This is a genomic window from Botrimarina colliarenosi, assembly GCF_007859955.1.
GTDB classification, from domain to species: Bacteria; Planctomycetota; Planctomycetia; order Pirellulales; family Lacipirellulaceae; genus Botrimarina; species Botrimarina colliarenosi.
The window spans coordinates 786991-812076 of record NZ_SJPR01000001.1 but is presented as its reverse complement, the minus strand read 5'-3'; the positions used below and the strand labels follow the sequence as shown (position 1 = coordinate 812076).

The following is a 25086-nucleotide window of genomic DNA, read 5'->3' as shown; positions in this document are numbered from 1 at the left end:
CAGCGGCGCGCCACGCAGAGCGTCACCGCACGATTAACCACAGCAACGCTCCCACCAGCGGCGCTCCCACCCCGGCGCCGATCACCGTCGCCAGGTTGAGGTTGAGCTTCCGCTCCCACGGCGCGCGGGCGGCTTGCGTTTGCTGCCGCTGGTGGGCGAGGCCGCGCCACTGTTCGACGTGGCGTTTGTAGACGGCGATCGCTTGGTCGAGCTGCCCCTGGGCGGCGAACGCCATCGAACGCATCCGCTTCGCGCCCTGCAGGATCTTGCGCGCCAGGGCGATCTTGAACCGCCGCGTCGCTTCCTGCTTGTCCGCGTTGAGCTCGCGCTCGGTGATGCCTTCTTCGGCCTTGTACTCGAACTTCTCTTCGACGCGGGTGCGCCACGCCTGGAGCTCGAGCATCACCGCCGGCGTGAGCCCCGGCACCCCCGTTAGCAGGATCTTCTGGACGTGGTACGCCGAGTCGATGCTGTAAGAGTCGAGCATCGCGACCATCTGCGGCGTCAGGCCGGGGATGCGGCGGCGGTAGTCACGGATCGAGTAGCCGCGGAGGAAGTCTTCCTTCTGCTCGATACGGAGCTGGCGGAGGATGGTCTCCATGTCCTCCGTGTCGGCTTTGTAGCGCTGGATGCCGGTCGAGACGCTCGCCGCGTAGGCGTCGTACTCTTCAAGCCGTTTGCCGTGGTCGGCGGAGATCTTCGAGGAGCCGGCGGCCAGCTTACGCAGCCGCTCGTTGAGCGCGGCGTCGGCCTCGACCAGCGTCTGGCGCCGCTGCTTGCCCGCTTTGCCGAAGGCGAGCATCCCCGCCGTAGCGAGCGAACCGACCGCCCCGGCCGCCAGCACGGGCCCGCAGAACGCGCCGCCGAGGCACAGCGCGGCCGAGCCGATCCAGCCGGCGGCGAGCCAGTCGGCCGTGCCCCGCTGCGGCGCCTTGGCCGACTGCATCGCCATCGGCAGCCGCGGCAGCTTGAGCGTCAGCGTCGGCAGCTCGGGGAATTGGATCGCCTCGATCTTTTCGAGTTGGGCGTCGAGCGCGGCGAGCCGCGACTCGCTGGTCCCATCGACGGCGCCGATGTTGAGGAAGAACGACGGCCCGCCCGCGTTCTCGATCCGGCACCACGGGCAGTCGAGCGACGCCGACGAGTAGACGTGCGCCTCCTCGATCGGGCAGACGCGGCGCTGCTTGATGAGCGTCTCCAGTTCGCCGATCCATTCTTCGGGTTTCGGCCGGACCGGATTGTCGATGTCGGCGCGGAAGGCGCGCTCGAAGAGCTCGCCGATGCCGTGCGGCAAGTCGTCGAGCCGTAGCGAAGCGGGGGGCGGGTCGACCTGGGTGTCGGAGCGGTTGTGCGAGAACGCGAACCGCCGTTCGGCGATCGCCTTCTCTATCGTCATGTCGCCGGGGCCTTGGTAGCGGCCCGCGAAGGGGTGCCGGCCGACAAACAGCAGGTGGAAGATCAGGATCGCCAGGCCGAACGCGTCGTGCTCCGCCGTGCGATCGACGTCGGCGAGCTTCATCGACTGAAGCTCGGGGGGCGTGAAGTGGGGCGTCCCGACCGGGCAGCGGAACACGTGTTTGCGGTGCGTCACCTGGAACGAGTCGCAGTCGATCATCCGCACGCACATCTTGCCGTCGACCAGCAGGTTGCCCTGGTTGACGTCGCCGACGAGGACGCCGCGCTCGTGGAGCGTGCCGAACGCCGCCGCCAGGTTGCGGGCGGCCAGCACGAGGTGGCCCCACTGCGCCTGCGGGAAGGTGCGCGAACGGCTGGTGGTGCCGTACAGCTCGTGGAGCGGGTGGGCGTCGGCGACGCGGTCCATCATCAGACCGCGGACCGCCTTGGTGCGGGGGTCGAACAGCAGGGCCCGCGGCCAAGCGGCGATGCCGAGCAAGTCCTCGGCACCGAGCGAGACGAGCGTCCGCAGCTTGTGGTCGTGCTGATCGTTGAGCGAGGCCTTGTGATAGACCTTGGCCAACAGCTTGGGGTGGCCGTTGATTTCGAACACCGTCCCCTCACCGCCTGCGCCGATCGCGTCTCCCAGGGGGACGACGCGATCCGACGAGTCGTAGAGCAGCGGCTTATCGAGGGGCTGCCTGAGCAGCGAGGACGACGGTCTTGTCATCGTCACTCCGATGCCTCATCGACTCCGAATCGAGGAATCGAGTCAGCTCGGCGTTAAGGGCGACGGGATCGGGGGCAGAACGGAGGGCGCTAAACAGGGGGTCAAAAAACGGCGGGTGGGGCGTCCGCCCCTCGAACGATAGCGCTAGCCTCTCAACTCCGTCCGTCAGCAAAGCGACCTCGCTGAAGTCGCCCTCGGCGGCCTGGAACTGGACGTGCTCCTCGAACCGGTCGCCCGTGAGGAACATCGTCGAATTCGCATACTCGCCCGACTGAGGCCAGAATACCACGCCGAGCGCGCCGCTGCGACGCGCGACGATCGCCCCGTCGCCAATCTGTAGGAAGACGCCCCCCGCCGGTGACAAGCAGGCGACACACAGCGTCGTGGCGTACTCGCGCAGCTTGCCACCCCGCATCTCCGAGAGCCGCTCGATCCGATCGCGGGCCTCCCGGACCCAGCCGAGAGCCTCGTCGGCGGTGACCCCGGCGAACGACCCCTGCGCGGCGTCGAAGTGGGCGGTGGCGAGCTCGAGGACCGCCTCGCAGGCCATCGCCGACCCGTCTTGGCTCCGCGAGGCGCTGCCGGCGCCGTCCGCCACGCAGGCGACGAGGGCGGAATCGCCCAACCGCGTTAAGACGCTGACCTGATGGCTATCCTGGCACGGCGCGCCGCTCCCCACGTGCGACGGCCCCGTGACGCTAGCCGCGATGTATCGCCACATGGCAGGGGAAAGGGACGGGGGGGCAGGGACGGGGGACGAGGGTTGATCTCGGCGAAGTTATAACGGGGACGGCTTGGGCCTAGTCGGTGAGGTCGGGCAATTACAGGACCGGCAACGAAGCCTAAGCCCTCGTCCCCGGTCCTTAACCCCTCGCCTAGATCGCCGCCCAACCCGTGGGGCCCGACGTCGGGTCTTGGAGCGCCACTTCTTCGCCCGGACTCGACTGCGAAACGGCCTGCTGCGAGTTCGATAGCCAGGTGAACAACTCGTGGAACTTCAGCCCCATCAACCACAGCGGCTTGCGGACCGAGATCTCGCTTAGCACCTCCATGTTCGCGCCCTCCACGCCGACCGCGAAGAAGCAGAACGACTTGTCCTTCTCGCCCGCCTCGACCCGGCTACAGACCGGCTTCCAGTGGTCGTTGGGCTCGCCGTCGGTGATCAGGAAGATCCACGGGCGGTAGTAGGCGATGCCATTCTCGCGGTAGGCCTGCTTACGTTCCTCGACCATCGTGATGGCCTCGAGAATCGCCTCGCCCATCGGGGTGCCGCCGATCGCGTCGAGCTGCGGCGGGACGAAGTCGGGCGCCGTGACGAACTTCGTGCGTCGTTGAACGCGGCCACCGAAGGTGATGATGCCGACCTCGACGCGTTTCGACGCCAGGGCGTCCTTCATCAGCTGGTCGCGGTAGGTGGCGAGTCCCTTCGAGAGCTCAATGAGCTTGAGGCCCTGCATCGAGGTCGAGGTATCGACGACCAGCACACACGGAACCCGCGGCTCGGGGTTCTCGGCGAACTCGACGCTACTAAAGGCGCTCTCGGCGCTCAGTTGATCCATCCGGTTCGTCCCATCTCCTGCAATTGTGTCGTCGCCGCCCTTTGGATCCGCCTGTCTCTCTAGATTGCGTGGCGGGACCCCGTAAATCAAGGCTCGCCCGCAAACGCAACAAAAGGGAGCGCTTTTTGTCGCGAGACGCCCTCGCCTTCATGCCTTCTGTTCGCCGATTTCGCTCGAATCTTGCTCTGATATCACCCCTGAGGCCGTTTCACCCCAGGGCCCGCAGTCCGGTCACCACCAGGGCGGCGACCCCCACCAACGCCAGCAACGTGCGGCCATCGTCGTACCAGTCGACGCTGTCCGTCCCAGGAGCCGCCGGCAGGCTGACCTGGGGCGAAAAACCTACGCTGGCGATCGGCGCCGCCACGGGAGTCGCACCGGTAGCCGGACGGTCCGCCGGCTGCCAGGCTTCGGCCGACCGCCACGAGTCGGCCGAGTGGCGTGTCGGTGGCCTTGAAGACGCCAGAACCGGCGCCGCACTGCGGTCGGTCAGCGACGGCGGGGGGCTGACGGGCGATAGGGGACGACTGGCCTCCGGCGGGGTCGAGCGTTCCGCGGCGAGAAACGGGTCGTGTTGCGGCGTCGGCCGCGGCGTTTGGGCGATCAAGGTCGACGCCCCCTTCGCCGCACCGATGTCGGGGGCGAGCGACGCCAGGAACGTTTGCACCCGGCCGCCGAAGCTGCCGAGCGTCGTCCCCCGCGCCGCGCCGAAGAGGACGCCGGCCAGCTCGCCGCGCTCGTTGAAGATCGGCCCGCCCGAGTCGCCCTGCCGCGCCTGGACGTTGAGCTCGACCAACTCCTGCGGCTGGCCCACTTCGGGAGAGTAGTAGTCGGTGCAGCGGCCCGTCTGCTGCAGGTAGTCGCCTTGGCCGTAGCCACAGATCGTGAGCGTCTCGCCCGGTTGCGGCGGCCGTTGGGCGAGCGGCGCGGGCTCGGTCGGCGGTCGCCAAACAACCAACGCCGCCAAGTCCCACGTCTCGTCGAGCTTCAGCGGCCGCGCTTCACTGGTGAACCCGCCGGGAAAGCGGACCTCGATCTTCCCCTTGGCGTCGCGGACGACGTGCCAGTTGGTGACGACGAGGCCGTACTGCTCGCGGGCGTCGATCAGTGTGCCGCTGCCGAAGGCCATGCCGTCGCGCTCGACAACCGCCACGCGGCAGACGGCCGGGTGGGGCGCCGACGGAGTCGCCTGGAACAGCGCAGCGGCCGCCGGCGCCGTGATGAACACGGACAGAAGTAAGCTGGCGATCCGCACGGCGAGGCCGCTCATTGGCGTCCCGCGAGCGGCTGTTGGCTGAGACCGCGTTCCGCCTCGCGGCGCCGGTGGTTCTCGAGGATGAATCGCAGCAACCGGCGGCGGAGCCGACGGACGGCGACCTCGTCAGCGCTGAGCCCCGCGCGGCGGAACGAGACGCTCATGCGGCTCGCAAAGGGGACGCTCGCTAGGGAGGAAGGTGCGGTCGAGGATCGATCTGTGACGTAGGTCATGGGGAACGGCTCCGTTACAGGCAAACGGGTACGGCCGTCCTGCGAGGCCCTCCATGCCCCCGTGGGATCGTGCTGCTGGACTAAGCGGGGCCGGTCGCGGGGTGTTACAAGAACTTTCCCAGCAGCCGACGCCACAGCGGGCGCATTCCGGCCCGCCTCCTCTGGGGATCGGCCGCCCCGACGCCGCCGGCCGAAGTTTTCCCAGCGCGACGGCGCCCCTTCCGCAGCGGGAACCCCCGTCACGACCGGCGCGGTTTGCCCCAACGCTTCTCAACAACCCGTCCGGCCGCCCGACAGACGGCGCCAGTTGTCGTTTTTCATGAAACCGAGCCCGGTCCCAGCGCGCGAGGTCCTTCCAACAATTTGCGACATCACCAGCGCAGCCGGCCCACTCACAGGTCATGTGACTTTCACGAGGCGACTTTGCCTCCATACCCCCTTGTCACAAGATCCCCCTCCCCTTGATGGGGAGGGTCGGGGAAGGGTGAGGAACCCGGGTACCCGGGCCGTCCCCCTCCCCTCACTTATCCGGGAAAGTGGCCTCCCCACCGGGGGGAGGGGGATTTGAGACCCCCTCGCGCTCGCAACGGGTAACGTCATCACGGCTTAATATCGCCTTCATGTCGCCGTCGCGAACCCGCTGGCGACGCGTCCTGAACTCCTGCGGCGAGGGGGCTCGCTCTGGGGCGAAATCCACCAAGGCGTGCGCCAGGCGACCAACCGGCGACCCACTAACCGGCCCGGCGGCCTCAATACGGGTTTGGCATGGGATTCCCACTAACGTTCTCTCGAAGCTGGCCACGACCTCAACTGCAATGCCCTGCGTCGCTCCGAGGCAGTGGCCGAGCAATCACCGAAATCAACCCTCAGGAGGGAACCTCATGTCAACTGCCACTGCTGTTATTGGTCTGAAAGACGAAACGCTCAAGAAGCTCCGCGAGCTGCGTCAGATGAACGTCGATTCGGCCAAGGGCTTGACGAGTGCGCCGACCTCGTTGACAACCCGAAGGCGAAGTCGGCCTTCACGGAGATCGCCAAGTCACGACTCGAGAATGCCGATCAACTCGGCCGCCAGATCGAGTGGAACGACGAGCTCGAGGCGGAAGATGGCAGCTACTTGGCCGCAATGCACCGTGCGTGGGTGAAGGTCCGCGAGGCGTGCTCGTCCGATAGCCTGCAGACTGTACTTTCTGAGGCCGAGCGCGGCGAGGATCAGATCAAGGAAGCCTACGAGGACGCCCTGAAGGACGTCGGCACGTCGCCGATCGCCGGCTTGATCGCCGAGCAGTACCAGGGCGTCAAGAAGGTCCACGACCGCGTCCGCGACCTGCGTGACGCGAAGAAGGGCGACTGCTGCGGTTGAGCAGACCGCACCTTCACAGCGATGCCACCTGCTAGCCGCCGGGGACTTCGGTCCCCGGCGGCTTTTTTTATGTGGCAATGAGTTATGTGGGAATCAAGATTCCCAACCCGCGTGCTTAAGTATCGCGTCAATCACGCCGTCGGCGGTGTACTCGCTCGCCACTGCATCGGCTTCATACCCAACGTCTTGCAGCGTCGCGGCCGTGAGGGGGCTGATGGCGGCGAAGCGGGGCGACGTCGGCGACTCTCGGATCGCTTTGCCGAACAGCGCCGTCGTCGCGCGGGCGATGGCCGAGCTGGTGACCGTGATCCAATCGACGCGGCCGGCGGTGATTTCTTCAAGGATCGCCTCGTCGGGCGTCGTCACGTCGCGGCTCTGGTAGGCGACGACCTGATCGACCTCGGCGCCTGCTTCGCGGAGCGTTTCGGCGAGGGTCTCGCGGCCGCGGCTCGCGCGGATCAAGAGGACGCGCCGGCCGGTGACTTCTTCACGCAACGACTCGGCGAGCGCCTCGGCGCGGTACTCATCGGGAACCACGTCGGCGTGGAGGCGCCAGGCGGCGAGCGCCTCGGACGTCGCGGGTCCGATCGCGGCGATCTTGGCCCCGCCGAACGACCGGGCGTCGCGGCCCCGCTCTTGCATCCGCGTCAGCAGGACGTCGACGCCGTTGCGGCTGCTGAAGGCGATCCACGAGTAGTCCGCCAAGTGGTCGATCGCGTCGTCGAGCGCCGCCGGGTCATCGGGCGGCGTGATCGCGATGACGGGATGCTCGAGCACCCGGGCGCCGAGGTCTGCCAGCCGCTGCGCCATGGCGCCCCCCTGCCCCGCCGGTCGGGTGACGAGCACCGTCTTGCCGAACAGCGGGCGGCTGGTGAACCAGTTGGTGTCCTCGGTGGCTCCGGCGACGGCGCCAATCACCACGACCAGCGGCGGCCGCATCCGTTTGGGCGCCAGGATCGTCGGCAGGTCGCCTAGCACGCCGTGCAGCGTCTGTTGATCGGGGAGTGAACAGCGGCGGACGATCGTCACCGGCGTGTCGGCCGGCTTACCCGCTTCGATGAGGCGGCGGCTCCACTCGGGGGCGTTCGTCACGCCCATGTAGACGACAAGCGTCCCCGGGAAGGCGGCCAGCTTGGCGAAGTCGGCCGTGCCGGACGGGTCGCCGTCGCGGCGGTCGTGGCCCGTCACAAGGGCGACGCAGGAGGCGTGGTCGCGGTCGGTGATGGTGACGCCTGCGTAGGCGCCGGCGGCGACGGCGGTCGTCACGCCGGGGACGATGGCGTACTCGACGCCCGCCGCCTGCAACGCGGTGATCTCCTCGGCGACTCGGCCGAAGACGCTGGGGTCGCCCCCCTTGAGCCGCACGACGGTTCTGCCGGCCTGCGCCTCGGCGACCATCCGCTGGTTGATTTCGTCCTGGGTCCAGAGCTTACCGACGCCGTGGCGGCCGAGGCCGACGCGCTCGGCGTGAGGGGCGGCGTGGCGCAGCAAGGCGTCGTTGGCCAAGTAGTCGTAGAGGACGACGTCGGCCTCGGCGAGGCGGCGGGCGCCGGCGAGGGTCAGCAGCTCGGGGTCCCCCGGCCCGGCGCCGACCAGGTAGACGCGGCCGGCCGCCGAACTGCTTCTGGCAGACGGGGCGGGGTCGCGGCCTGGCGGGGTCGTCGGCACGGGTGCAATCCGCGGTGGCGGGGGGGACGAATGGGGGGGTGGAGCGGCGCGGGTCGCGCCAGCTGCACCGATTATGCCCTGCGGCGTGGCCGGCGAACGAGGGGCGGCGGCCGCCGATTGGTCCGCAGCGGCAGGAAGTTGTAGACTCAAGGAGAGAGGCCGCCCCGCGCAGCCCCCTCTTCTGGAACGAGAAAACAGGCACGACGCCAACGTCGCCCGCGCGCGGGCGACGTTGTAATCCGAGCAGGCATGAGCACGCCGTCCCCCTCACAGACGCCCCCGCCCCAGAACCCGCCCCCGGCGGCCGCGGGGGGGCTCTCGCACGCCGAGCGACAGCGGCTGCAGCAGGTCTTCGAACGGGCCAAGAAGTGCCTCCAGAAGGCCGACTACGCCTACGCCCACGACCTGTTCTCGCAGTGCGTCTCCGAAGACCCCGGTTCGCTGGTCTACTTGCAGCACTTCCGGGCGAACCTGGCCCAGATGCACCCCAAGGCGGTCGCGGCCAAGGCGAGCAACTTTAAGGGGCTGCCCGGTTTCGGCGGTGGTCGGGCCGTGGTCGCCAAGGCGGCCGGCAAGGGGGACTGGAGCGAGGCGTTCGCCGCCGGCTGCAAGGCGCTCAAAAAGACGCCCGGCGACACCGGCGTGATCTCCGAGATGGGCGCCGCCGCCGGCGAATTGGGCCATTCCGACTGCGAGCTCTACTACCTCCGTTGGGCGCTCGACCTGTCGCCGCAAGACCTCGACGTCAACCGCCAAGCGGCGCTCGCGCTCGAGGCGATCGGCGAGTTCGACCAGGCGATCGGCTGTTGGCTGCGGGTCCAGCAACAGCGGCCGAACGACGAACAGGTCAACCGCGCCATCAATCGGCTCAGCGTCGAGAAGACGATCGACCGCGGCGGCTACAACCCGCAGCTGCTCAAGGGCGCCGGCGAGGTGTCGATGCCGCACCCGTCGGGCGTGGCCGAGGCGTCGGCGCGGCTGAAGTACGACTCGCCCGACCAGCCGCCGGCCGAAGCCGCAGCGGCGCCCGTCACGCTCACCGAAGAACAGCTCCGCGCGGCGATCGACGCCAACCCGGCCGACCCGCAGGCGTACGCCGCCCTGGCCGAGCACTACACGGCCCTGGGCCGGCTGCACGACGCCGAGCGGCTCTACAAGAAGGCCTACCAAGCGGCGGGGGGCGGCGACCTGGCGCTGCTAGAGAAACTCGAAGAGGTCTTCCTGACCCGCAAGCGGGACGCGGCCCGGGTCGCCGAGCAGCGGGCCGCCCGCCAAGGGGGCCCGGCCGGTCAAAAACTGGCCGAGGAGGCCCTCCGCGAGGCGAACCAGGCCGAGGCCGAGGTCTTCGGCGCCCGCGCCGAGCGCAACCCCGGCGATCCGCGGGCCCAGTTCGAGTTCGGCCTGCGGCTCAAGCGGGTCGGCAAGTTCCGCGAGGCGGTCAACCCGCTGCAGGCCGCACGGGCCGACAAAAAGCGGCTGGCGGAGGTCGAATTGCTGCTCGGCGAGTGCTTCCAGCAGATCGAGCAGCACCGGCTGGCGATCCGCAGCTACGAGGCGGCGATCGCGGCCTGCCCAACGACCGAATGGACCGACCTGCGGAAACTGGCCCTCTACCGGGCCGGGGTGCTGGCGATGGGGCTGCGGGACCTCGATACGGCCGAAAAACACCTGACTGACCTCGCTTCGGCCGATTTTGGGTACCGCGACGTGTCGGCAAGGCTAGACAAACTGGCCTCGATCCGCAAAACTCACTGACTTCGCCACCGCGGAGCCGTGGCGGCAGGGGGGCGGCGTGGCCGATCCCCCCCGCGAGTCCGATACCCCGATGCGTCAAATTCCAGGCCCCCTCTCGCTATGCCCAATTCGCCCAACGCCAAGAAGCGCCTCCGCCAGAACAAGGAGCGCCGCCTCGTCAACCGCAGCGCCCGCACCTCGCTCCGGACGCAGGTGAAGAAGGTCCGTGCAGCGATCGCCGAGGGCGATGTCGAGAAGAGCGAAGCGGCCTACCTGCGGGTCCAGAAGACCCTCGACAAGGCGGCGTCCAGCAACCTGATCCACGCCAACGCCGCGGCCCGCACCAAGGCCCGCTTGACGAAGGCGATCAAGGCCGTGAAGGCCTCGGCGGCCAGCTGAGAGAAATCGTCTCGCGCCGAGACGCCAAGACGCAGAGAGAACGAGGGCCGGCATCCGCCGGCCCTTTTTCATGCGCGCTAGCGCCAAGCCAAGGCCACTGAGCCGACGGCGCTAGCCGCGGGCGGCACGCGAAAGACGCGTGGCGCTGGGGAAGCTCACAAGTGAATCTGCAATTGCGTCGAGAAGCGACACCGAGAACTCTGATATTTTGACAGACCTTCCATGCACCGGCATAACCCGCCGAGGTGATGTCCACCGACCCCAGATTCGAAGCGGACGACTGACCCCTCGTGCCGTCTTCCGAAACTGCAGAGGTGTCCGTGCTGCCAGGAGACCGCTGCGACTTCGCGGCCGGGCCAAGCCGCCGGTGGTGGTCCATCCGACTACGATTTGAACGTGACCGAATTAGCGTCGGTCCATCTAACCTCAGTCCATGCCCTGCGCCGTTTCAAGAACATGGCCGTTACGTCTTATGACGAGTCCGGACGGCTGCTGGACGTCTTGTGAAGGTCGCTGCAACTCCACGAACTGAACCCTTTATTCCCGAGCCTGGAGCACTAAAGGAGTCGTGCTCTGGACGGCCGCTACCGATCTCGATCCGCCACGTCCGATGTGGACGGTGTATTCCCCGACCGCCAGTGACGCCGGAAGCGACAGTTTGAATCTCCCTTCGGCGTCTGTCATGGCGCCCGCGTAGACCCGGTTGTCCCTGACAGCGGAAACTCGAGCCCCTTCGATCGGTTGATTGGCCCGGTCGACGAGTTGCCCCGCACGCTCAACAGTCTCTATCAGTTCAAGCGGCGGCAGGTCGATTTCCTTTACATCGGACGGTACCTCCACCGGATTCTGCCAGCCAGCGTCCTCTTCGACCCAAGTCGAATAGGCATCCGGCTTCATGATAAGTTGCTGCCGGACGATACCGGGTAATGCATTCACCACGAAGCGGCCGTCGTCGTCGGTGCGGACCTGCTCACTCATAAAGCGGGCGCCATAGTTCACCGAGATCAGCGCGCCGGCGATTGGAAGAGTGTTCTCCTTGGTCTGCAGCCGGCCGCGGACGCGGACCGTAGCTTCGAGCGGGATATCGACCGTCGTGGTCTCGCCGGCGTAGACCTGCAGGTCCTTGGGAACGCGGGGCCGGACGGTCAGGGACTCGTCGATGTGGACGCCTAAGTCGATCGGTCCCTCGGCGAACTCGGCAATCTCCATGACGCCATCGGCGTCGAACTCGGGCTCGGCCGCTGCCGAGGTGTACCTGCCGCCAAAGTCCTCTTGGTACGCGAAGGCCTTCGCTGACTCGAGCACGCTTAGATCGTCGGTCAGCAATCGAGCGACCAGACGTCCGGTCGGACGCAGGGCGATCTCGCGCGTCGCGGGCGCCGACGCGGAATCCGCCAGTCGGAGTTGCTGGATGCCGAATCCCTCGGCGGTCACTTGCACCGCAGAGAATCCCTCACGCCCCATCGCGGGGAGGCGAGCGAGCCCGTTTGCGTCGGTCGTCGCCCCGATCGCCTTACGGAGCGACGCCGGAACAATCTGGTAAGCGCCAATGAGGAAGTACCAAGGCTCAACGACGGCGCCGGCGATCGGGTCACCGCTGGGGCCTTTGACGACGAAGGCGGTGTCGGACTTTGCCTTCAGCGTGAATCGAATTGGGTCGGTCGAACCGCGGCTCAGTTGGTCGTAGACCGAACCGGCCGCGAGTTGCTGCTCGGGATGGAAGCACCAGGCCGTGAAGAGGGGCGTGTAGCCACCGGGTTCGACCCACGGTCGCGGGACGACAAGCGAGAACTGTCCGGCGGCGTCGCTCGTGGCCTCGACCGCGCGGTCGCGGTCCTTGGGCCACTCGGGAAGCGGCAGGACGATCCGCGCGCCGACGACCGCGGCGCCCGAATCGTTGGCGACCGTGCCAGCGATGGTGATCGTGTCGGCGTCGATGGCGCCGCGTGGCCCTTGGCTGGGCGCGGACTCCTTCGTCGGCGGCTCTGTCTTCTTCGTCGTCGGTGGAGCGGGCTTCACTCCGATCGGCGCCTCGCTGTTGACCGTGATCTCGACGGTCTCCCCCGAAGCCACGTGGACGCGGACGCGCTTGATGACTTCGCTCTCGTTGTACTCGGGATTTGCGGCGTCGGGCTCCCGCGGTCCATAAATTTGGAGCTCGTAGCTCCCGGCGGGCACGTTGCGGATCTCAAACGTGTTGTCGCCCGGCTCGAAGGCGCCGCTTACGAAGTTCCTTGATCCGCTCAGAATGACGTCATTTACGTCGGGATACTCCTGCGCGTCGATTGTGCCTCGCACGATTCCCCCGGCGATGGTGGGGATCACGATATCGGCCCGCTCAGTGGCCGAGAGCTTTTCGATGCCGGCGAACCGATCGCGGGCGACGCCTTCGCCCCAATAAGCGATCTCGATATCTTCGCCGGGTTGGACGCGCTCGAAGGCGAAGCGACCCTCCGCATCGGTCACCGCCGTGAGGAATTGGCGGACGGACGCGTTCTTCGCCGCGCCGCCGGCGCCGCCCGCGTATTGAATCATCTCCCAGTTGAAGGGGAACTCGTCGCGTGGGAAGGGACGGCGGTCGGCGACGATCAATCTCAGGGCGATGCGGGGGACGGGGCGATCGTTCTTGTCCACCACACGCCCAGCGATCGTTTGGAGCTCATCCGCTTGGATCGGCTGGAGCCGGAAGACGACTTCCGACGCGTCGGCCTCCTTCGTGACGACCACACGCCGCTTTACCGCGCGGCGGTAGCCATCCGCTTCGACCGTCACCTGCAGAGGCATGCCGCGGACGAGTCCGGCCAGTCGGAAGTCGCCGCCGGGCGCCGCGAAGCGCTCGCCGGGGCCGGTCGCCGCCGGGCCGGAGAGGCTCGCCGAAGGATCACTGCTGGTGCGGTCGGGCGAGATGGTGAGATGCACCGTGGTGGGGGAGATCGGCTCGCCCGTCTGCGCGTTCACCACCCGGCCGCGGATCACGCCCCCTGAGAGCAACTCAACGTCGACGATGCTATCGCCGTCCAGGGGAAGCTCCCAGCCTTGGATCTTTGAGTAGCCGTTCTTGTCGATCGTGAATTGGACATCGGCGGGGAGCGAGTTGAACTCGAAGCGGCCGTCGGCGCCGGTCATGACGTGGCCGCCGAGGTCTTCGTGGAACGATTCGTAGCCGTATCCGTAGTAGACGCGGACCCCGTCCATCGGCTTGCCTTCTTCGTCAACCACTCGACCAATGACCCGGTGGCCGGATCGGAGCTTGACCGACACCTTCGTGGGCGTGGAGGCATCGCCGGGCCGGAACTCTTTTGCGAGCGGCGCGAAGCCTTCCGCTCGGATGGAGAGCATGTGCCCGCGGACGCTGTCGAACACGTTGTCGATTCGGAATCGGCCTTGGTCGTCCGTGAAGGCCTCGCGGAGGTCGCTGGAAGAGTTGCCGCGATTGGCCACGCGTGCGCCGGCGATCGGGGCGCCCGCTTCGTCGGTCACGATGCCCGCCACCGAACCGCCATCGGGGCGTTTGGGAAGTGTGAAGTCGAGCTCTTGGGGCTCGTTCTGGTCGGCGAGTGTCGTTACCTGCGGACGTAAGTCTACGTAGCCGTCTTTCGATAGATTGAATTGGAGCGCGGCGATCGGTAGGTACCGAAAGTGGTACCGGCCCTGGGCGTCGGTCTTCATGTATTCAATCTGCCCGCCCTGCATGTCGGCTGGAAAGACGCTCACTCCAACGCCGGCGAGCGGCGCCGACTGCTCGTCACGGATGACGCCCCGCACTTCGGCGCCGGGGGAGAGTTTGCTGGTGACCGTCGTCACGCCGGCAGGCGGCAGCGAGATCGCTTGCTCGTCCTCTGCGTAACCCGCGGCGTGGACCTCGATGGTCCAGACCTCGGGCGTCAGGCCACGGATCGTGACGGCGCCGTCTTCGTCGGTTGGATGATCTCTCTCGAGATCAGTCCAAGTGAGCCGCACCGTAGCGCCGGCGATTGGCTCGCCGGTCGACTTCGATTCGACGCGGACCCGCAGCGCCGGCGCCTCGCGCATTTCCAATCGGATTGCCCCCTCGCCCGGGCGGGCTTGGTAGCCACCGAAGAGCTTGGCGCGCGATGCCAGGTCGCCCCGGAAGGCGGCCAGCTTCAGCTTGCCGACGCCGAAGTCGTCGAAGCGGAACGCGCCATCGGGACCCGAGCGGGTGACCGTAGCGGAGTAGCTGGTTGCGTCCGGCGGCCAAACGAGGAGCCGGACCTGGGCATCGGCGACAGGTTCGCCACTCTCGGCGAGTACGACGCGCCCGGCGAGCGGGCCTTTGGCGTCCACTGCTTCCGCAACTGGCTCGGCACGGGCGGCGTCAGCAGCAACGGCGTTGGGTGCGGCGACACTGTCGGACGACTTGGGCTCGGCCGCTGCGGGGAACGCGGGCGCGAGGGCGGCCGCCATCGCAATGATCGGCGCCGCCGCCCCCAATAGCGCCACGCCGACCAGAGCAGGCAGCCGCTTGGTGAGCGCGCGGTTGGCGTCGATGATGGCGTCGATTCGCTTTTCGAGCATCGGCCGCTGGGCCATCGGCGTCACCAGCGGCACGACACGCAGCCCCGGCGCCGCAACCCGCCGCGCCATCGCAACCAGGGCTTCGGCGTAACTCTCGCGGTCGCCCGTCGTGCGGAGGACGGCGTCGTCGCACGCTTGTTCGGCGAGTTCACTCAGCCGCCGACGCAACCACCAAGCGACGGGATGTGCCCAGTAGAGAGCAGCGTTGAGCTCGCTCACTAACCTTGTCCACCCATCGCGCCGACGGACGTGCTCTTCCTCGTGCAGCAGGGCCATCTTGATCAGCTCGTTGGACCAACTCCGCCAGTCGGCGGGGAGCACAATCGCGGGCCGCCAGAGGCCGGCCGTCAACGGCACACGGACTTCGCTCGACTCGACGACGCGAACGCCATTCGTTTCGAACGGTCGAAGGAGCGAGGGGTCAACGGCTCGTGATCGACCCACGAGCCCGCGGGCAAGGTGGAATCCGTAGGTCAGCCGGGCCAGTAGCAGAGCGGCGACAACGACATACGCCGCGAGCGCCATCGACCGCCAGTTCCAGCGTGTCGTGCCGCCCGTCGCGAAGTCCGGCGCGACGTCCGCGATTTGCCGCGGTGGGTTTGCAATCGACAGGGGCGCCGGCGCCAATGTTCCCAGTGCAGGTTCTCGCCCACGGGCCACGGACGGAGGCACCTCAACCGACAGCAACGGGGCGAGTCCAGTCGCTGCGGTCCGATCGGCGATGGTGGGCTGAAACGGTGGGATCGCTACCGGTCGCGGTGCACTCTCTTCGCTGACGAGAGTCGGCAAGAGAGGTGGCAGCGCCGGGATGGGGGGCGAGCAGGCGGCCAGCACGGGTAGTGCGAGCATTCCGCCCGCGACGATCGACCAGACGCGGTGCAAAACGCCGCTATCGCGCAGCCGCACGGCCCGCACCGCGGTCCAGGCAATCGTCCCTATCAGCAGGGCCTTCAAATAGAGGCCGGTCAGGTCCCACAGCAGCAAGTCGGGCGAGATCGCGAGCATGGCTCAGTCCCCTTGGTTGCGACGTGTTCGGCGTTGATTCGAAGACTTTCTTTTGGCCGCAATTCGCTTAGCGAGCTGTTCCAACTTCTCGGGCGAGACCACTTCCTGATCGACCATGCCGACAAGCAAGGCCTCGATCGAGCCGTTGCAGAGTTTGTCGATGATGCCCCGAACGGCGTCGGCGGCCACGGTCGGCGCGGGCTGCGTAGGCGAATAGACGTACGTACGCCCCTCGGTGACGTGGCGCACGTACCCCTTTTCGGCGAGCCGCCGCAGGACGGTTCGGATTGTTGAGTCCTTGAGGGGCCGCCACGCCTCCAATGCGACACGGACGGCGTCGGCGGTGACCTGACCAGCGCCCCAGACGACTTCCATCACCTTGTTTTCAAGGTCGCTGAGCGGAGTGTTCGGTTTGGCTGGCACAGCCATTCCTCCTAGTGTTTCATTGCGTAACGCTACGTTTTGTAACAGCAAGGCGGCTGCGCGTCAACGGCTGGGTGTCGAGTTCTTTGTCAGAAGGCCTCAAGGCACCTGATTGCAATCGCAACGGTCATCGGTAGCAGGAATGGCTTCGATGACATACAGCTCACTCCGAGCAAAAGTCTTGAGTGGCGTGTCTAGAGCGGTAGAGCAGATGGTCAGCGATCCGCATCGGTCGGACCGACCGCTGGCAATTTAGACTTTCGTTCGAGATGGCGGTTGCCTCACCCGCGGCGCTGATAAGCAAGGCCAAATCTGCTGAGGTCGTGACGACCTCTGAGGATAGTCTGCACCCGGACGGAGAGCGTGGACCACTCTTCTGAGGTCCCTAGGCCGCGTCGGTGCAGCTCACCTCGGTCAGTTTCGGATGCTCGACCGCGGAGTCACCGAGAGAACGAGGGCCGGCACAATCGCTACGCTCGGCGTTGGGCCACCGCGGGGTCGTTTCTCGGTCGGAAACTTGCTCCCCTACGGCCGTCGGCCCTCTATTGACGGGCCGACGCACGGCCTCTACATTTCGTTAATTGGCGAAACGACGTAGCAACCAACCGAGACCGATGCGTACTCTGCTTGCGACCATGAAAGCCTTGTCGGACGAGAGCCGACTCCGGGCGCTCGGTCTGTTGCGGGAACGCGAGCTGTGCCTTTGCCAGATCGTTGAGGTGCTCGGACTGGCGACCTCGACGGTCTCGAAGCACATGTCGGTGCTCCAGCAAGCCCGGCTCGTCGAGTCGCGGAAGGAGGGCCGGTGGGCCTATTTCCGTCTCGCTGACGACGAGGCCCCCACCGAGGCGTTGGGGGCGCTGGAACTGGCGCTAGCGAGCCTCGACCGCGACAAGCAGGCCAAGGCCGACCGACGCGCCCTCAAGGCGGTCCTCAAGATGTCCGCCGAAGAACTCTGCCGAAAACAGGCGAACTGCAAATGCTAAAGGTGCTTTTTCTCTGCACGGGGAACTCCTGCCGCAGCCAGATGGCCGAGGGCTGGGCCCGTCACCTGAAATCCGACTCGATCGAGGCCTACTCGGCGGGCGTCGCCACGCACGGGATGAATCCGCACGCGGTGGCCGTTATGGCCGAGGCTGGCGTCGACATCACGCGGCAACACAGCAAGCATGTCGATGCGTTAGCGGATGTCGAGTTCGACTATGTCGTCACTGTCTGCGACAACGCGGCCGAGTCGTGCCCGACCTTCCGTGGCGCCGCCAAAGTGGTGCATCGCCCGTTCGACGATCCGCCACGACTGGCGCGAGAAGCGGCCAGCGAAGACGAAGCCCTGAGCTCTTATCGCCGTGTCCGCGACGAGATCCGTGACTATGTCGCGACACTCCCCCAAGCGTTGGAGGGGGATGGCGATGTCGAGTAACCCGCCAGGCGCCTGCGCCACGCCGACCTGCCCGCCGGGTCGGCTTGGCTTCCTCGATCGATACCTGACGCTCTGGATCTTCTTAGCTATGGCGGCGGGAGTCGCCGCTGGCTATTTCGTGCCGGGGATCGAGACCTTCATCAACCGCTTCCAGGTCGGCGCGACGAGTATCCCGATCGCGGTCGGCCTGATCCTGATGATGTACCCGCCGCTGGCGAAGGTGCGTTACGAAGAACTGGGCGGCGTGTTCCGCAATTGGAAGGTGCTCGGCCTTTCGCTGGCGCAGAACTGGTTGATCGGACCGGTGCTGATGTTTGGCCTCGCGGTGCTGTTCCTCCGCGACTACCCCGAGTACATGACAGGCCTGATCCTGATCGGTCTGGCGCGGTGCATCGCGATGGTGATCGTCTGGAACGAGCTGGCGAAGGGCGACTCGGAGTACGCCGCGGGCCTTGTGGCGTTCAACAGCGTCTTCCAGGTGCTGTTCTACAGTCTCTACGCCTGGTTTTTCGTCACTTGGCTGCCGCCAAAGCTGGGACTCGTCGGCAGCGTCGTCCCGATCGGCATGGCCGCGGTCGCCCAGAGCGTCTTCATTTACCTCGGCATCCCTTTCATCGCCGGCATGGCCACGCGTTTTATGCTTCGGGGGGCCAAGGGCGCCGAGTGGTACGATCGCGTCTTCATTCCGCGGATCAGCCCGCTGACCTTGCTGGCGTTGCTCTTCACGATCTTCGTGATGTTCAGCCTCAAGGGGGACCAGATCGTCCGCATCCCGGGCGACGTGCTGTTGATCGCCGTGCCGCTGGTGGTCTACTTCGTCGTGATGTTCCTGGTGAGCTTCCTGATGGGCCGCCAAGTCGGCGCCGACTACCCGAAGACCACGACGCTCGCCTTCACGGCCGCCAGCAACAACTTCGAACTCGCGATCGCGGTGGCGGTCGCCGTGTTCGGCATCGACTCCGGCGTCGCGTTCGCCGCCGTGATCGGGCCTCTGGTTGAGGTCCCCGTAATGATCGGGTTGGTGAGCGTCGCCCTGTGGCTACAACGCTATTGCTTCGCGCCCGCAACGTTCGAATCGCCAGGAAACGCCTGAGCCGTGGGCGCGAGCCGCGGGCGCCACAAGAGCAAGGCGCGCCAAGATTGTGGGAGGCGTCTCCCGACGCCGATGACGCGCTCCAAACCGAATCGGCACGCAGCGCGCAATCGGGGTCAGGAGACCCCTCCCACATTGATTCCGATCGCCGCTTACCACTCGATCTGCGACGCGTCGAAGATCGGGCCGTCGACGCAGGTCCGTTTGTAATCCCACTCGCCGTCGGGTTGCTTTACTTTGGCGACGCAGCTGAAGCAGATCCCCAGGCCGCACGCCATCGGCGTTTCGAGCGACACGTCGCAGCGCACCTGTTCGGCGAGACAGATCTCGGCGACCGCCTCCATCATCGGCTCGGGGCCGCAGCAGAGGACGCGGCGGCGGCGGTCCGAGCTCTCTTCGAGCGCTTGCGTGAGCAGGTCGGTCACGAGGCCGTGATGGCCCACCGAACCGTCGTTGCTGGCGATGCGGAGGTCGATCCCCGCGGCGCGGAAGGCGTCGGCGCCCGCCAGGTAGTCGAGCGTGCGGACGCCGTAGCAGAACGTGACCGACTTGGCGGCGAGCCGGGGGCGCGTCGTCTTTTGCGGGGGCGAGGCGTCATCGGCGTCGGAGACGCCTCCCACTAGTCCGTATTCCTTGAGGCCGAGGGCCTCGGCGCCGCAGGCTAGGAACGGCGTGTAGCCGATGCCGCCCGCCACCAGGAGGAGGGCGTCAATCTCTCGTTCATCGCCGTCGAAGCCGTTGCCCAGGGGGCCCCAGACCTCGACACGGTCGCCCGGCTGTCGCGAGGCGAGCGCTGTCGTCAGCTTGCCGTGGGCGAGGTAGACCACGTCGACGGCGGCGCGGTCGTCGCTGACGTCGTATAACGCGAAGGCGCGGCCGAGCAGTGGGTCGTCGATGCCGGCGAGGCGGACCATGACGAACTGCCCCGGCGTGATCGTCGCGGCGATCGCCGGCGCCTCGAACCGGAGGCGGTAGGTGTCGCGCGCCAGCCGTACGTTTTCGACGATGGGCGCCGAGACGAACGCGGCGCCGTCGGCGTAGTGCTTGGCGTGGAGCGGGGTGGCGTCGAGCGCTGGGCGATCCGTCATCGTGCTTCGTTTTCTGAAGAGCCCGCGAGTGATTGGAGGGGTTGTTTTTTGGTAGAGGTCTCTGCGAATGATCCCCCTCCCTTGTAGGGAGGGGTTAGGGGAGGGTCATCGCGTTCATCACAAGACAATCTACCTGTGCCGAGACGTCTCACCCTCCCCTAGCCCCTCCCTAAAAGGGAGGGGGATGGTCGAGACCCTACCTATTTGGCGAGAAAACCTCCGTGTCTCACGTTGGCCTGACTACGGTTTCCCTTTCGGCTTGCCGCCACCGCGGTGTTTTTTGACGGCCGGTTTGCCCGAGCCGATGCGTTTGCCGGAGCCGCTCGGTTTCCCTTTGCCGCCCCGTGAATCGCCGCCGCTGCGATTGCCCGGGCCGGCGGGCTTACGCCGGATCCGCTTGGGGGCCCGTTCGGGATCGGCCTTCTCGACGGGGCGAGCCTTGGCGGGGGGCTTCTCTTCGGCCACGTCGCCGATGATGCGGCGGCTCGACTCGACCTTCGGCGGCGCCCCGTCTTTGTGGGGCGGGCGTTTGCGGTTGGGGCGCGGGCCGGCGGTCCGCTTGTCTTCGGCGACCGATTTGCTTGCGGAGGGCTTGCTCGCGGCGGGCTTCCGCTTGGGCGGCTTCGCCTTGGCCGCCTTCGCTTTGGGCTGGGTCGCTTCGACCAGCGCGGTGATCTCTTCGCGGGTCAGCGGGCGGTAGGCGCCGGAGGGCATCTCGCCCAGCCGCACCGGGCCGACGGCGATCCGTTCGAGCTTCTGGACCTTGTGGCCGACGCGGGCCAGCACGCGGCGGATCTCGCGGTTGCGGCCCTCGTCGAGAATGACCTCGAGGATCGCCGAACTCTTCTTCGTCGACTTCACCTTGATGTTGGCGAAGGCGACGCGCCCTTCGTCGAGGTAGACGCCCTTGCGGACCTCGCTGAGCGCCTCGGCGGTCGGCTTGCCGGCCACCTGGACGTGGTACAGCTTCTCGACCCCGTGCCGCGGGTGGGTGAGGCGGTTGGCGAGGTCGCCGTCGTTGGTCAGGAGGATCAGTCCCTCGCTCGACATGTCGAGCCGACCGACCGCAAAGACCCGGCCGACGCTCGGCGGCAACAGGTCGGTCACACGGGGCCGTCCCGACGGGTCGCGCGCCGTGCAGACGACGCCGGTCGGCTTGTTGACCGCGAAGTAGACGAGCTTCGGCTTGGCGAGCGCTTCGCCGTCGACGTGGACGGTCTGCTTGTCGAGATCGACGCGGGCGCCGAGCTCGCTGACGACCTCGCCATCGATGAGGACGCGGCCCTCAAGGATCAGCTCTTCGCAGTCGCGGCGGCTCGCGATGCCGGCGGCGGCGAGGACTTTCTGCAGTCGTTCGCCGTCCTCACGCGGCCCAGTGTCGGCCGGTTGGGAGCCGGGCCGCGGGGGGCGTTTGCGGAAGACGCGCTTGTTGGGGGGGCCTTTAGGCCCCTTCTTAGTGGGACGGCCGGCGCCTTTCGCCCCCTTGCCCTGCCCGCCCGGCTTACCGGTGGGTTTTGAACGCTTGACGAATTTCTTGGGCATCGGACGGACTCGAGGGTCGAAGGGAACCCTCTAGCGTAGTCGCCCAGGCAATCGCGCCGTAGGGGCGGACGCCAAAACGCCGGCGTAAACCGCCAGAAAACCCCGCCCGCCTCGCCGCCCGCCCTATCGCGGCGGGGCGACCGTTTGCATCGGGTGCAGCCCACGGGCCCGGGCCGCCTCGGGGACCGGCTGGGCGTACTCGCGCGGTCGGCCGCCGACGATCTCCGGCGCCACGTCCGGCATCGGGTACGGGTCGTGGTAGATCGCGTTGTACTGCTGCGTCGCGGCGTTGCCCGGATCGAAGAGACTCGGCTTACGCACATTGGGACCGCACCCCGCGGCGAGCGTGAGCAACGCCGAGAGACCGAGGCAAGCGAGCGGTCGGAGACAGGACATAGGAGCACGCCGGCAGGGGGATTTGCGTGGCCGAAGCGTACCAACCCCCGCGGAATCGCCCTACGCCAATCGGCGGCGGCAAGCGCCCTACGGCAGGCGCATATCGAGCAGGGTCGACGGCTCCGTCGCGGTGAAGGTCGCGGTGGGGCAGGCTGCTGGCAGCAGTAGCGTCTCGCCCGGGTGCATCGCCTGCTCGAACCCGTCGCTCAGCATTGTCCCCGACCCTTCGACCAGGGAGGCGATCCGGAAGCCGCCCACGCCCGGCAGCTCGACGCTCTGGTGGGGGGCGACGTGGGCCCGGCTGAACAGGAACTTGTCGCACGTCACGAGCCGTTCCCAGCCGGCGTCGCCCGGCTGAGGCGTTTGCGGAGCCACGGGGCCACGCCCGTAGTCGCTCACCGCCAGCGATGGCTCGATGTGCAGGGGCCGCGGTTTACCGTCCTTGTCGAGACGGTTCCAGTCGAAGAGGCGGAACGTCGTGTTGCTGGCCTGCTGGATCTCGGCGATCACCAGCCCCGCGCCGAGCGCGTGGACCGTCCCCGCGGGGATAAAGACGCAGTCACCCGGCTGCGGCTCAAACGCGTGCAGACACTGGTCGCACTCCCCGGCCTCGATCGCCGCGGCGAGCGCGTCGCGGTCGACCCCCTCCTTCAGCCCGGCGTAGATCTTGCCACCCGGCTCGGCGGCGACAACGAGCCACGCCTCGGTCTTGCCCAAGTCGGGGGGCGATTGCTGAGCCGCTTGCTCGTCGTTCGGGTGGACCTGGACCGACAACGTCTTCTGGGCGTCGAGGTACTTAAAGAGCAGCGGGAACCGCGGCGGCGCCGGCCGGTCGCCGTACAAGTCTTCCGGGAACTCCTTGGCCAGATCGCCGAGCGTCCGCCCGGCGAGCGGGCCGTTCTCGACGACGCTCTGGCCATCGGGGTGGTCGACCACCTCCCAACTCTCGGCGTAAGTCGGACCGTCACCGATTGGTTTGCCGAGGAGCTCGCCCAGGAGCCGGCCTCCCCAAAGGTATTCCTGCAGGATCGGACGCAACTGGAGCGGGTAATTCAGGGACATCGACGCCATCGTCGGTTGGGGGAGCGTAAACTGTTAGCGGGGCGATCTTTGCGTCGGTCGCGGGCCGGGTTCTCGGCCGCGGCGGTGACGGTTATTATCGCGCCGCCCGTGCTGTCCGCCACCCGCCCCCATCCCCCCTGCCCCGCGTCGTCCGCCTGTGAAGCTCCTGACGTCTGCCGACCGCTTAGAGGACTCGAAGATGTCCTTCGGCGAGCACCTCGAGGAGCTGCGATCGGCGCTGTGGAAGGCGGTCATCGCGATCTTCTTGGGGTTCCTCGTCGGCCTGCTGGTCGGCGACAAGTTCGTCCGCTTCGTGAAGGCGCCGCTCGAACAGGGGCTCAAGGAGCTCGAACAGAACCGCAAGCAGGCCGTCTTCAACCGTGACGAAGGCGAGAGCTCGCCCACCGAACAGTCGTTCGCCAAGCGAGGGCTCGTCCCCGAGCACTACGTGCTCGACGCCGAATCGCTGATCACCGCGCTCCGCGGGTCGGGCGTCACGGTCGATCCTCCCGCCGACGCGCCCGGACAGGTTGACCTGTGGATGTGGACCAAGCCGCGTGACGCCCAGCTGATCTCGACCGGCACGCCCGATGTGTTTTCGGTTTACGTGAAGGCGTCGCTCGTCTTGGGGACGGTGCTCGCGAGTCCGGCGGTCTTTTACTTCCTGTGGGCCTTCGTCGCGGCGGGGCTCTACCCGCACGAGAAGCGCTACGTCCACGTCTTCATGCCGTTCAGCATCGGGCTGTTTCTGCTCGGCGCCGTCGTCGCGTTCTATGTGGTGCTGAAGTACGTGATCAGCTTCCTGCTCGGCTTCAACGAGTGGATGGGCATCGAAGCAACGCCACGGATCAACGAGTGGCTCTCCTTCGTGCTGATCCTGCCGCTGATGTTCGGCGTCGCCTTCCAGATGCCGCTGGTGATGCTGTTCCTCGACCGGATCGGCGTCGCCTCCACCGCGATGTACATCAAGTACTGGCGTTACGCCGTGCTGATCATCTTCGTCGTGTCGATGATCCTGACACCCGCCGACCCGCAGAGCCTGCTGGCGATGGCGGGCTGCCTGACGCCGCTGTACTTCGGCGGCATCCTGCTCTGTAAGTGGATGCCCCGCAGCGCCAAGCCGTTCAGCGAAAGCCTCGGCGACGCCTGATGGTTGTGCCGGCGGAAGGGCGTCCTCAATCGAGCCGGCGCTGCGTCCAGGCGTAGTCGGGCCCGGCGAGTGTGCGGTCGAGGAAACGGATGATCGCCGTCTCGCCCGCGCGGCCCGCTTGCTTGAGCCACGCGGAACCTTGCAGCCGCGACTTGCCCGGCGCATCGACCACGGATGGCGGCGTCGGCTCTTCGCCCTCGGCGGCCGGCTCTTCGGTTGAATCAACCGGCGCCGGGCGGCCCTTTTCGAGTTGGCGGACGATCCGCTCGACATCGCCGGCGACCGCCTTGTCTTCGCCGCCGTAAGTGAGCAGCACCTCGATCTCCGACTGCACGCCCGGCTGGCGCAGCACCGGGAGCATCTCGAGCCCCAACTGGCGCCAGGGGGGCGACACAAGCACCAGGGCTTTCACGTCGCGGCCTTGCTTGCCCCGGTTGAGGATCGGCACGGCCCAGTCGAGCGCGGCGGCGTTGGTGGCGACGATCGCGCCGAGACCGACGCCCAAGTAGCCAAGCCGGTTGAGGTTCAGCTCACCCGCGTCGTTCTTGGCGACCAACAATCGGCGGACCGCTTCCATGTCGGCCTTCACCATCGCCGCGGCGTCGGCCGGCTGAAGGCGGGCGCCGCGGCGGTCGATGACCTCGCCGTCGGCGGTCCGGACGCGGGTGCTGTCCCCCTGGCCGCGTAGCGCCACGGTCAGCACCGAGATTGGGGTCCTCTCGGCTTCCCCCTCGGCCACTGACTGCAGCCGCTCCGCTAGGTTTTTGAAGACGGCGGGCGACTCGTCTTCGTCGGCCAGCATGACGACGATCGGCGTGTCGCGTCCGGCGTCGGTCGCCGGGTAGTACGTGCCGCTCAAGATCACCCCGTCGGCGGTCTCGAGCTCGATCGGCAGCGAAGTGGGGGCCTCCTGGGCCCACAGCGGCGACGCCGCCACGGCGGCCAGCGACGCGAGGCGCCAAGCGGCTCGCGGCAGGAACCGGCTCAAGGCGTTCTGGCGGCTGGGCGAGCGGCTAGGTAGCAGCGGCATCGGGG

The 25086-nt window shown here is 67.3% G+C and carries 20 protein-coding genes; 7 read left to right on the top strand and 13 right to left on the bottom strand.

Translation table 11 applies throughout. The features are described 5' to 3' along the window. Positions 1-22: 22 nt before the first annotated feature. From Pla108_RS03130 to Pla108_RS03110, 5 genes are all read right to left on the bottom strand, one after another. Entirely contained in the window at positions 23-2125 is a 2103-nt protein-coding gene (locus Pla108_RS03130; protein ID WP_146442862.1) for a helix-hairpin-helix domain-containing protein, read from the bottom strand. Then, the gene (locus Pla108_RS03125) at positions 2082-2846 is read right to left on the bottom strand and encodes a PP2C family serine/threonine-protein phosphatase (RefSeq protein WP_146442859.1); all 765 of its coding nucleotides are present in this window, start codon (positions 2844-2846) and stop codon (positions 2082-2084) included. The genes Pla108_RS03130 and Pla108_RS03125 overlap by 44 nt, the downstream gene beginning before the upstream one ends. A gap of 154 nt (positions 2847-3000) precedes the next feature. Beyond that, positions 3001-3684, bottom strand: a complete 684-nt coding sequence (locus tag Pla108_RS03120) for a vWA domain-containing protein (protein ID WP_197526202.1) — start codon at positions 3682-3684, stop codon at positions 3001-3003. A gap of 208 nt (positions 3685-3892) precedes the next feature. Then, positions 3893-4954 carry a S1 family peptidase gene (locus tag Pla108_RS03115; protein ID WP_146442855.1) on the bottom strand — a complete coding sequence of 354 codons (1062 nt, stop codon included), beginning with the start codon at positions 4952-4954 and terminating at the stop codon, positions 3893-3895. Then, on the bottom strand, positions 4951-5172 hold the full coding sequence (locus Pla108_RS03110; RefSeq protein WP_146442852.1) for a hypothetical protein: 222 nt from the start codon (positions 5170-5172) through the stop codon (positions 4951-4953). The genes Pla108_RS03115 and Pla108_RS03110 overlap by 4 nt, the downstream gene beginning before the upstream one ends. 838 nt (positions 5173-6010) lie before the next feature. On the opposite strand from Pla108_RS03110, the gene Pla108_RS03105 reads away from it, so the two are divergent. Next, positions 6011-6535, top strand: coding sequence for a PA2169 family four-helix-bundle protein (locus Pla108_RS03105; RefSeq protein WP_197526201.1), 525 nt, complete (start codon positions 6011-6013; stop codon positions 6533-6535). Between the two features lie 93 nt (positions 6536-6628). Here the strand turns inward: Pla108_RS03105 and cobA are convergent, their stop codons facing one another. After that, the gene (gene cobA / locus Pla108_RS03100; RefSeq protein WP_231934268.1) at positions 6629-8203 is read right to left on the bottom strand and encodes a uroporphyrinogen-III C-methyltransferase; all 1575 of its coding nucleotides are present in this window, start codon (positions 8201-8203) and stop codon (positions 6629-6631) included. Positions 8204-8452: 249 nt separating this feature from the next. Between cobA and Pla108_RS03095 the strand changes: the two genes are divergently transcribed. Together Pla108_RS03095 and rpsT are read left to right on the top strand one after the other, a co-directional pair. Then, positions 8453-9958, top strand: coding sequence for a tetratricopeptide repeat protein (locus Pla108_RS03095; protein WP_146442846.1), 1506 nt, complete (start codon positions 8453-8455; stop codon positions 9956-9958). 99 nt (positions 9959-10057) lie between these two features. Next, positions 10058-10336, top strand: coding sequence for a 30S ribosomal protein S20 (rpsT, locus tag Pla108_RS03090; protein WP_146442843.1), 279 nt, complete (start codon positions 10058-10060; stop codon positions 10334-10336). A gap of 537 nt (positions 10337-10873) precedes the next feature. On the opposite strand, the gene Pla108_RS03085 is transcribed toward rpsT, so the two are convergent. Both Pla108_RS03085 and Pla108_RS03080 read right to left on the bottom strand, forming a co-directional pair. Beyond that, positions 10874-15877 (bottom strand): M56 family metallopeptidase, encoded by a 5004-nt coding sequence (locus Pla108_RS03085; RefSeq protein ID WP_146442840.1) that lies wholly within the window; start codon positions 15875-15877, stop codon positions 10874-10876. A gap of 3 nt (positions 15878-15880) precedes the next feature. Beyond that, a complete protein-coding gene (locus Pla108_RS03080) occupies positions 15881-16300 on the bottom strand; it encodes a BlaI/MecI/CopY family transcriptional regulator (protein ID WP_197526200.1) in 420 nt (139 codons plus the stop codon). Positions 16301-16914: 614 nt separating this feature from the next. Between Pla108_RS03080 and Pla108_RS03075 the strand changes: the two genes are divergently transcribed. From Pla108_RS03075 to arsB, 3 genes are read left to right on the top strand one after another with little or no spacing between them, the layout of a single operon-like run. Then, positions 16915-17286 carry an ArsR/SmtB family transcription factor gene (locus Pla108_RS03075; protein ID WP_146442833.1) on the top strand — a complete coding sequence of 124 codons (372 nt, stop codon included), beginning with the start codon at positions 16915-16917 and terminating at the stop codon, positions 17284-17286. Further along, entirely contained in the window at positions 17280-17720 is a 441-nt protein-coding gene (locus Pla108_RS03070) for an arsenate reductase ArsC (protein WP_146442830.1), read from the top strand. Before Pla108_RS03075 ends, Pla108_RS03070 begins: the two co-directional genes overlap by 7 nt. Continuing rightward, positions 17671-18813: an ACR3 family arsenite efflux transporter gene (gene arsB / locus Pla108_RS03065; RefSeq protein ID WP_315851601.1), complete on the top strand. Its 1143-nt coding sequence runs from the start codon at positions 17671-17673 to the stop codon at positions 18811-18813. Before Pla108_RS03070 ends, arsB begins: the two co-directional genes overlap by 50 nt. A 152-nt stretch (positions 18814-18965) precedes the next feature. Here arsB and Pla108_RS03060 read toward each other — a convergent pair whose 3' ends face one another. The 4 genes from Pla108_RS03060 to Pla108_RS03045 form a co-directional block, all read right to left on the bottom strand. Then, a complete protein-coding gene (locus Pla108_RS03060) occupies positions 18966-19901 on the bottom strand; it encodes a dihydroorotate dehydrogenase electron transfer subunit (protein ID WP_146442824.1) in 936 nt (311 codons plus the stop codon). Between the two features lie 240 nt (positions 19902-20141). Continuing rightward, the gene (locus tag Pla108_RS03055) at positions 20142-21443 is read right to left on the bottom strand and encodes a pseudouridine synthase (RefSeq protein ID WP_146442821.1); all 1302 of its coding nucleotides are present in this window, start codon (positions 21441-21443) and stop codon (positions 20142-20144) included. Between the two features lie 123 nt (positions 21444-21566). Further along, positions 21567-21839, bottom strand: coding sequence for a membrane or secreted protein (locus Pla108_RS03050; RefSeq protein ID WP_146442817.1), 273 nt, complete (start codon positions 21837-21839; stop codon positions 21567-21569). Positions 21840-21926: 87 nt separating this feature from the next. Continuing rightward, positions 21927-22901: a type I phosphomannose isomerase catalytic subunit gene (locus Pla108_RS03045; protein WP_146444413.1), complete on the bottom strand. Its 975-nt coding sequence runs from the start codon at positions 22899-22901 to the stop codon at positions 21927-21929. A 199-nt stretch (positions 22902-23100) separates the two neighbouring features. Here Pla108_RS03045 and tatC point away from each other — a divergent pair, with 199 nt between their 5' ends. Next, on the top strand, positions 23101-24051 hold the full coding sequence (gene tatC / locus Pla108_RS03040; RefSeq protein ID WP_146442814.1) for a twin-arginine translocase subunit TatC: 951 nt from the start codon (positions 23101-23103) through the stop codon (positions 24049-24051). Between the two features lie 25 nt (positions 24052-24076). On the opposite strand, the gene Pla108_RS03035 is transcribed toward tatC, so the two are convergent. Then, the gene (locus tag Pla108_RS03035) at positions 24077-25081 is read right to left on the bottom strand and encodes an alpha/beta hydrolase (RefSeq protein WP_146442809.1); all 1005 of its coding nucleotides are present in this window, start codon (positions 25079-25081) and stop codon (positions 24077-24079) included. Positions 25082-25086: the final 5 nt, after the last annotated feature.

What these genes read in the sequence shown, in the direction of transcription:
- Pla108_RS03115 (WP_146442855.1), bottom strand. Translation starts at nt 4,954, where the DNA reads ATGAGCGGCCTCGCCGTGCGGATCGCCAGCTTACTTCTGTCCGTGTTC.
- Pla108_RS03050 (WP_146442817.1), bottom strand. Translation starts at nt 21,839, where the DNA reads ATGTCCTGTCTCCGACCGCTCGCTTGCCTCGGTCTCTCGGCGTTGCTC.
- arsB (WP_315851601.1), top strand. Translation starts at nt 17,671, where the DNA reads ATGTCGCGACACTCCCCCAAGCGTTGGAGGGGGATGGCGATGTCGAGT.
- Pla108_RS03075 (WP_146442833.1), top strand. Translation starts at nt 16,915, where the DNA reads ATGCGTACTCTGCTTGCGACCATGAAAGCCTTGTCGGACGAGAGCCGA.
- Pla108_RS03070 (WP_146442830.1), top strand. Translation starts at nt 17,280, where the DNA reads ATGCTAAAGGTGCTTTTTCTCTGCACGGGGAACTCCTGCCGCAGCCAG.
- Pla108_RS03130 (WP_146442862.1), bottom strand. Translation starts at nt 2,125, where the DNA reads ATGACAAGACCGTCGTCCTCGCTGCTCAGGCAGCCCCTCGATAAGCCG.
- rpsT (WP_146442843.1), top strand. Translation starts at nt 10,058, where the DNA reads ATGCCCAATTCGCCCAACGCCAAGAAGCGCCTCCGCCAGAACAAGGAG.
- Pla108_RS03095 (WP_146442846.1), top strand. Translation starts at nt 8,453, where the DNA reads ATGAGCACGCCGTCCCCCTCACAGACGCCCCCGCCCCAGAACCCGCCC.
- tatC (WP_146442814.1), top strand. Translation starts at nt 23,101, where the DNA reads ATGTCCTTCGGCGAGCACCTCGAGGAGCTGCGATCGGCGCTGTGGAAG.
- Pla108_RS03120 (WP_197526202.1), bottom strand. Translation starts at nt 3,684, where the DNA reads ATGGATCAACTGAGCGCCGAGAGCGCCTTTAGTAGCGTCGAGTTCGCC.
- Pla108_RS03035 (WP_146442809.1), bottom strand. Translation starts at nt 25,081, where the DNA reads ATGCCGCTGCTACCTAGCCGCTCGCCCAGCCGCCAGAACGCCTTGAGC.
- Pla108_RS03110 (WP_146442852.1), bottom strand. Translation starts at nt 5,172, where the DNA reads ATGACCTACGTCACAGATCGATCCTCGACCGCACCTTCCTCCCTAGCG.
- Pla108_RS03055 (WP_146442821.1), bottom strand. Translation starts at nt 21,443, where the DNA reads ATGCCCAAGAAATTCGTCAAGCGTTCAAAACCCACCGGTAAGCCGGGC.
- Pla108_RS03045 (WP_146444413.1), bottom strand. Translation starts at nt 22,901, where the DNA reads ATGTCCCTGAATTACCCGCTCCAGTTGCGTCCGATCCTGCAGGAATAC.
- Pla108_RS03125 (WP_146442859.1), bottom strand. Translation starts at nt 2,846, where the DNA reads ATGTGGCGATACATCGCGGCTAGCGTCACGGGGCCGTCGCACGTGGGG.
- Pla108_RS03085 (WP_146442840.1), bottom strand. Translation starts at nt 15,877, where the DNA reads ATGCTCGCGATCTCGCCCGACTTGCTGCTGTGGGACCTGACCGGCCTC.
- Pla108_RS03060 (WP_146442824.1), bottom strand. Translation starts at nt 19,901, where the DNA reads ATGACGGATCGCCCAGCGCTCGACGCCACCCCGCTCCACGCCAAGCAC.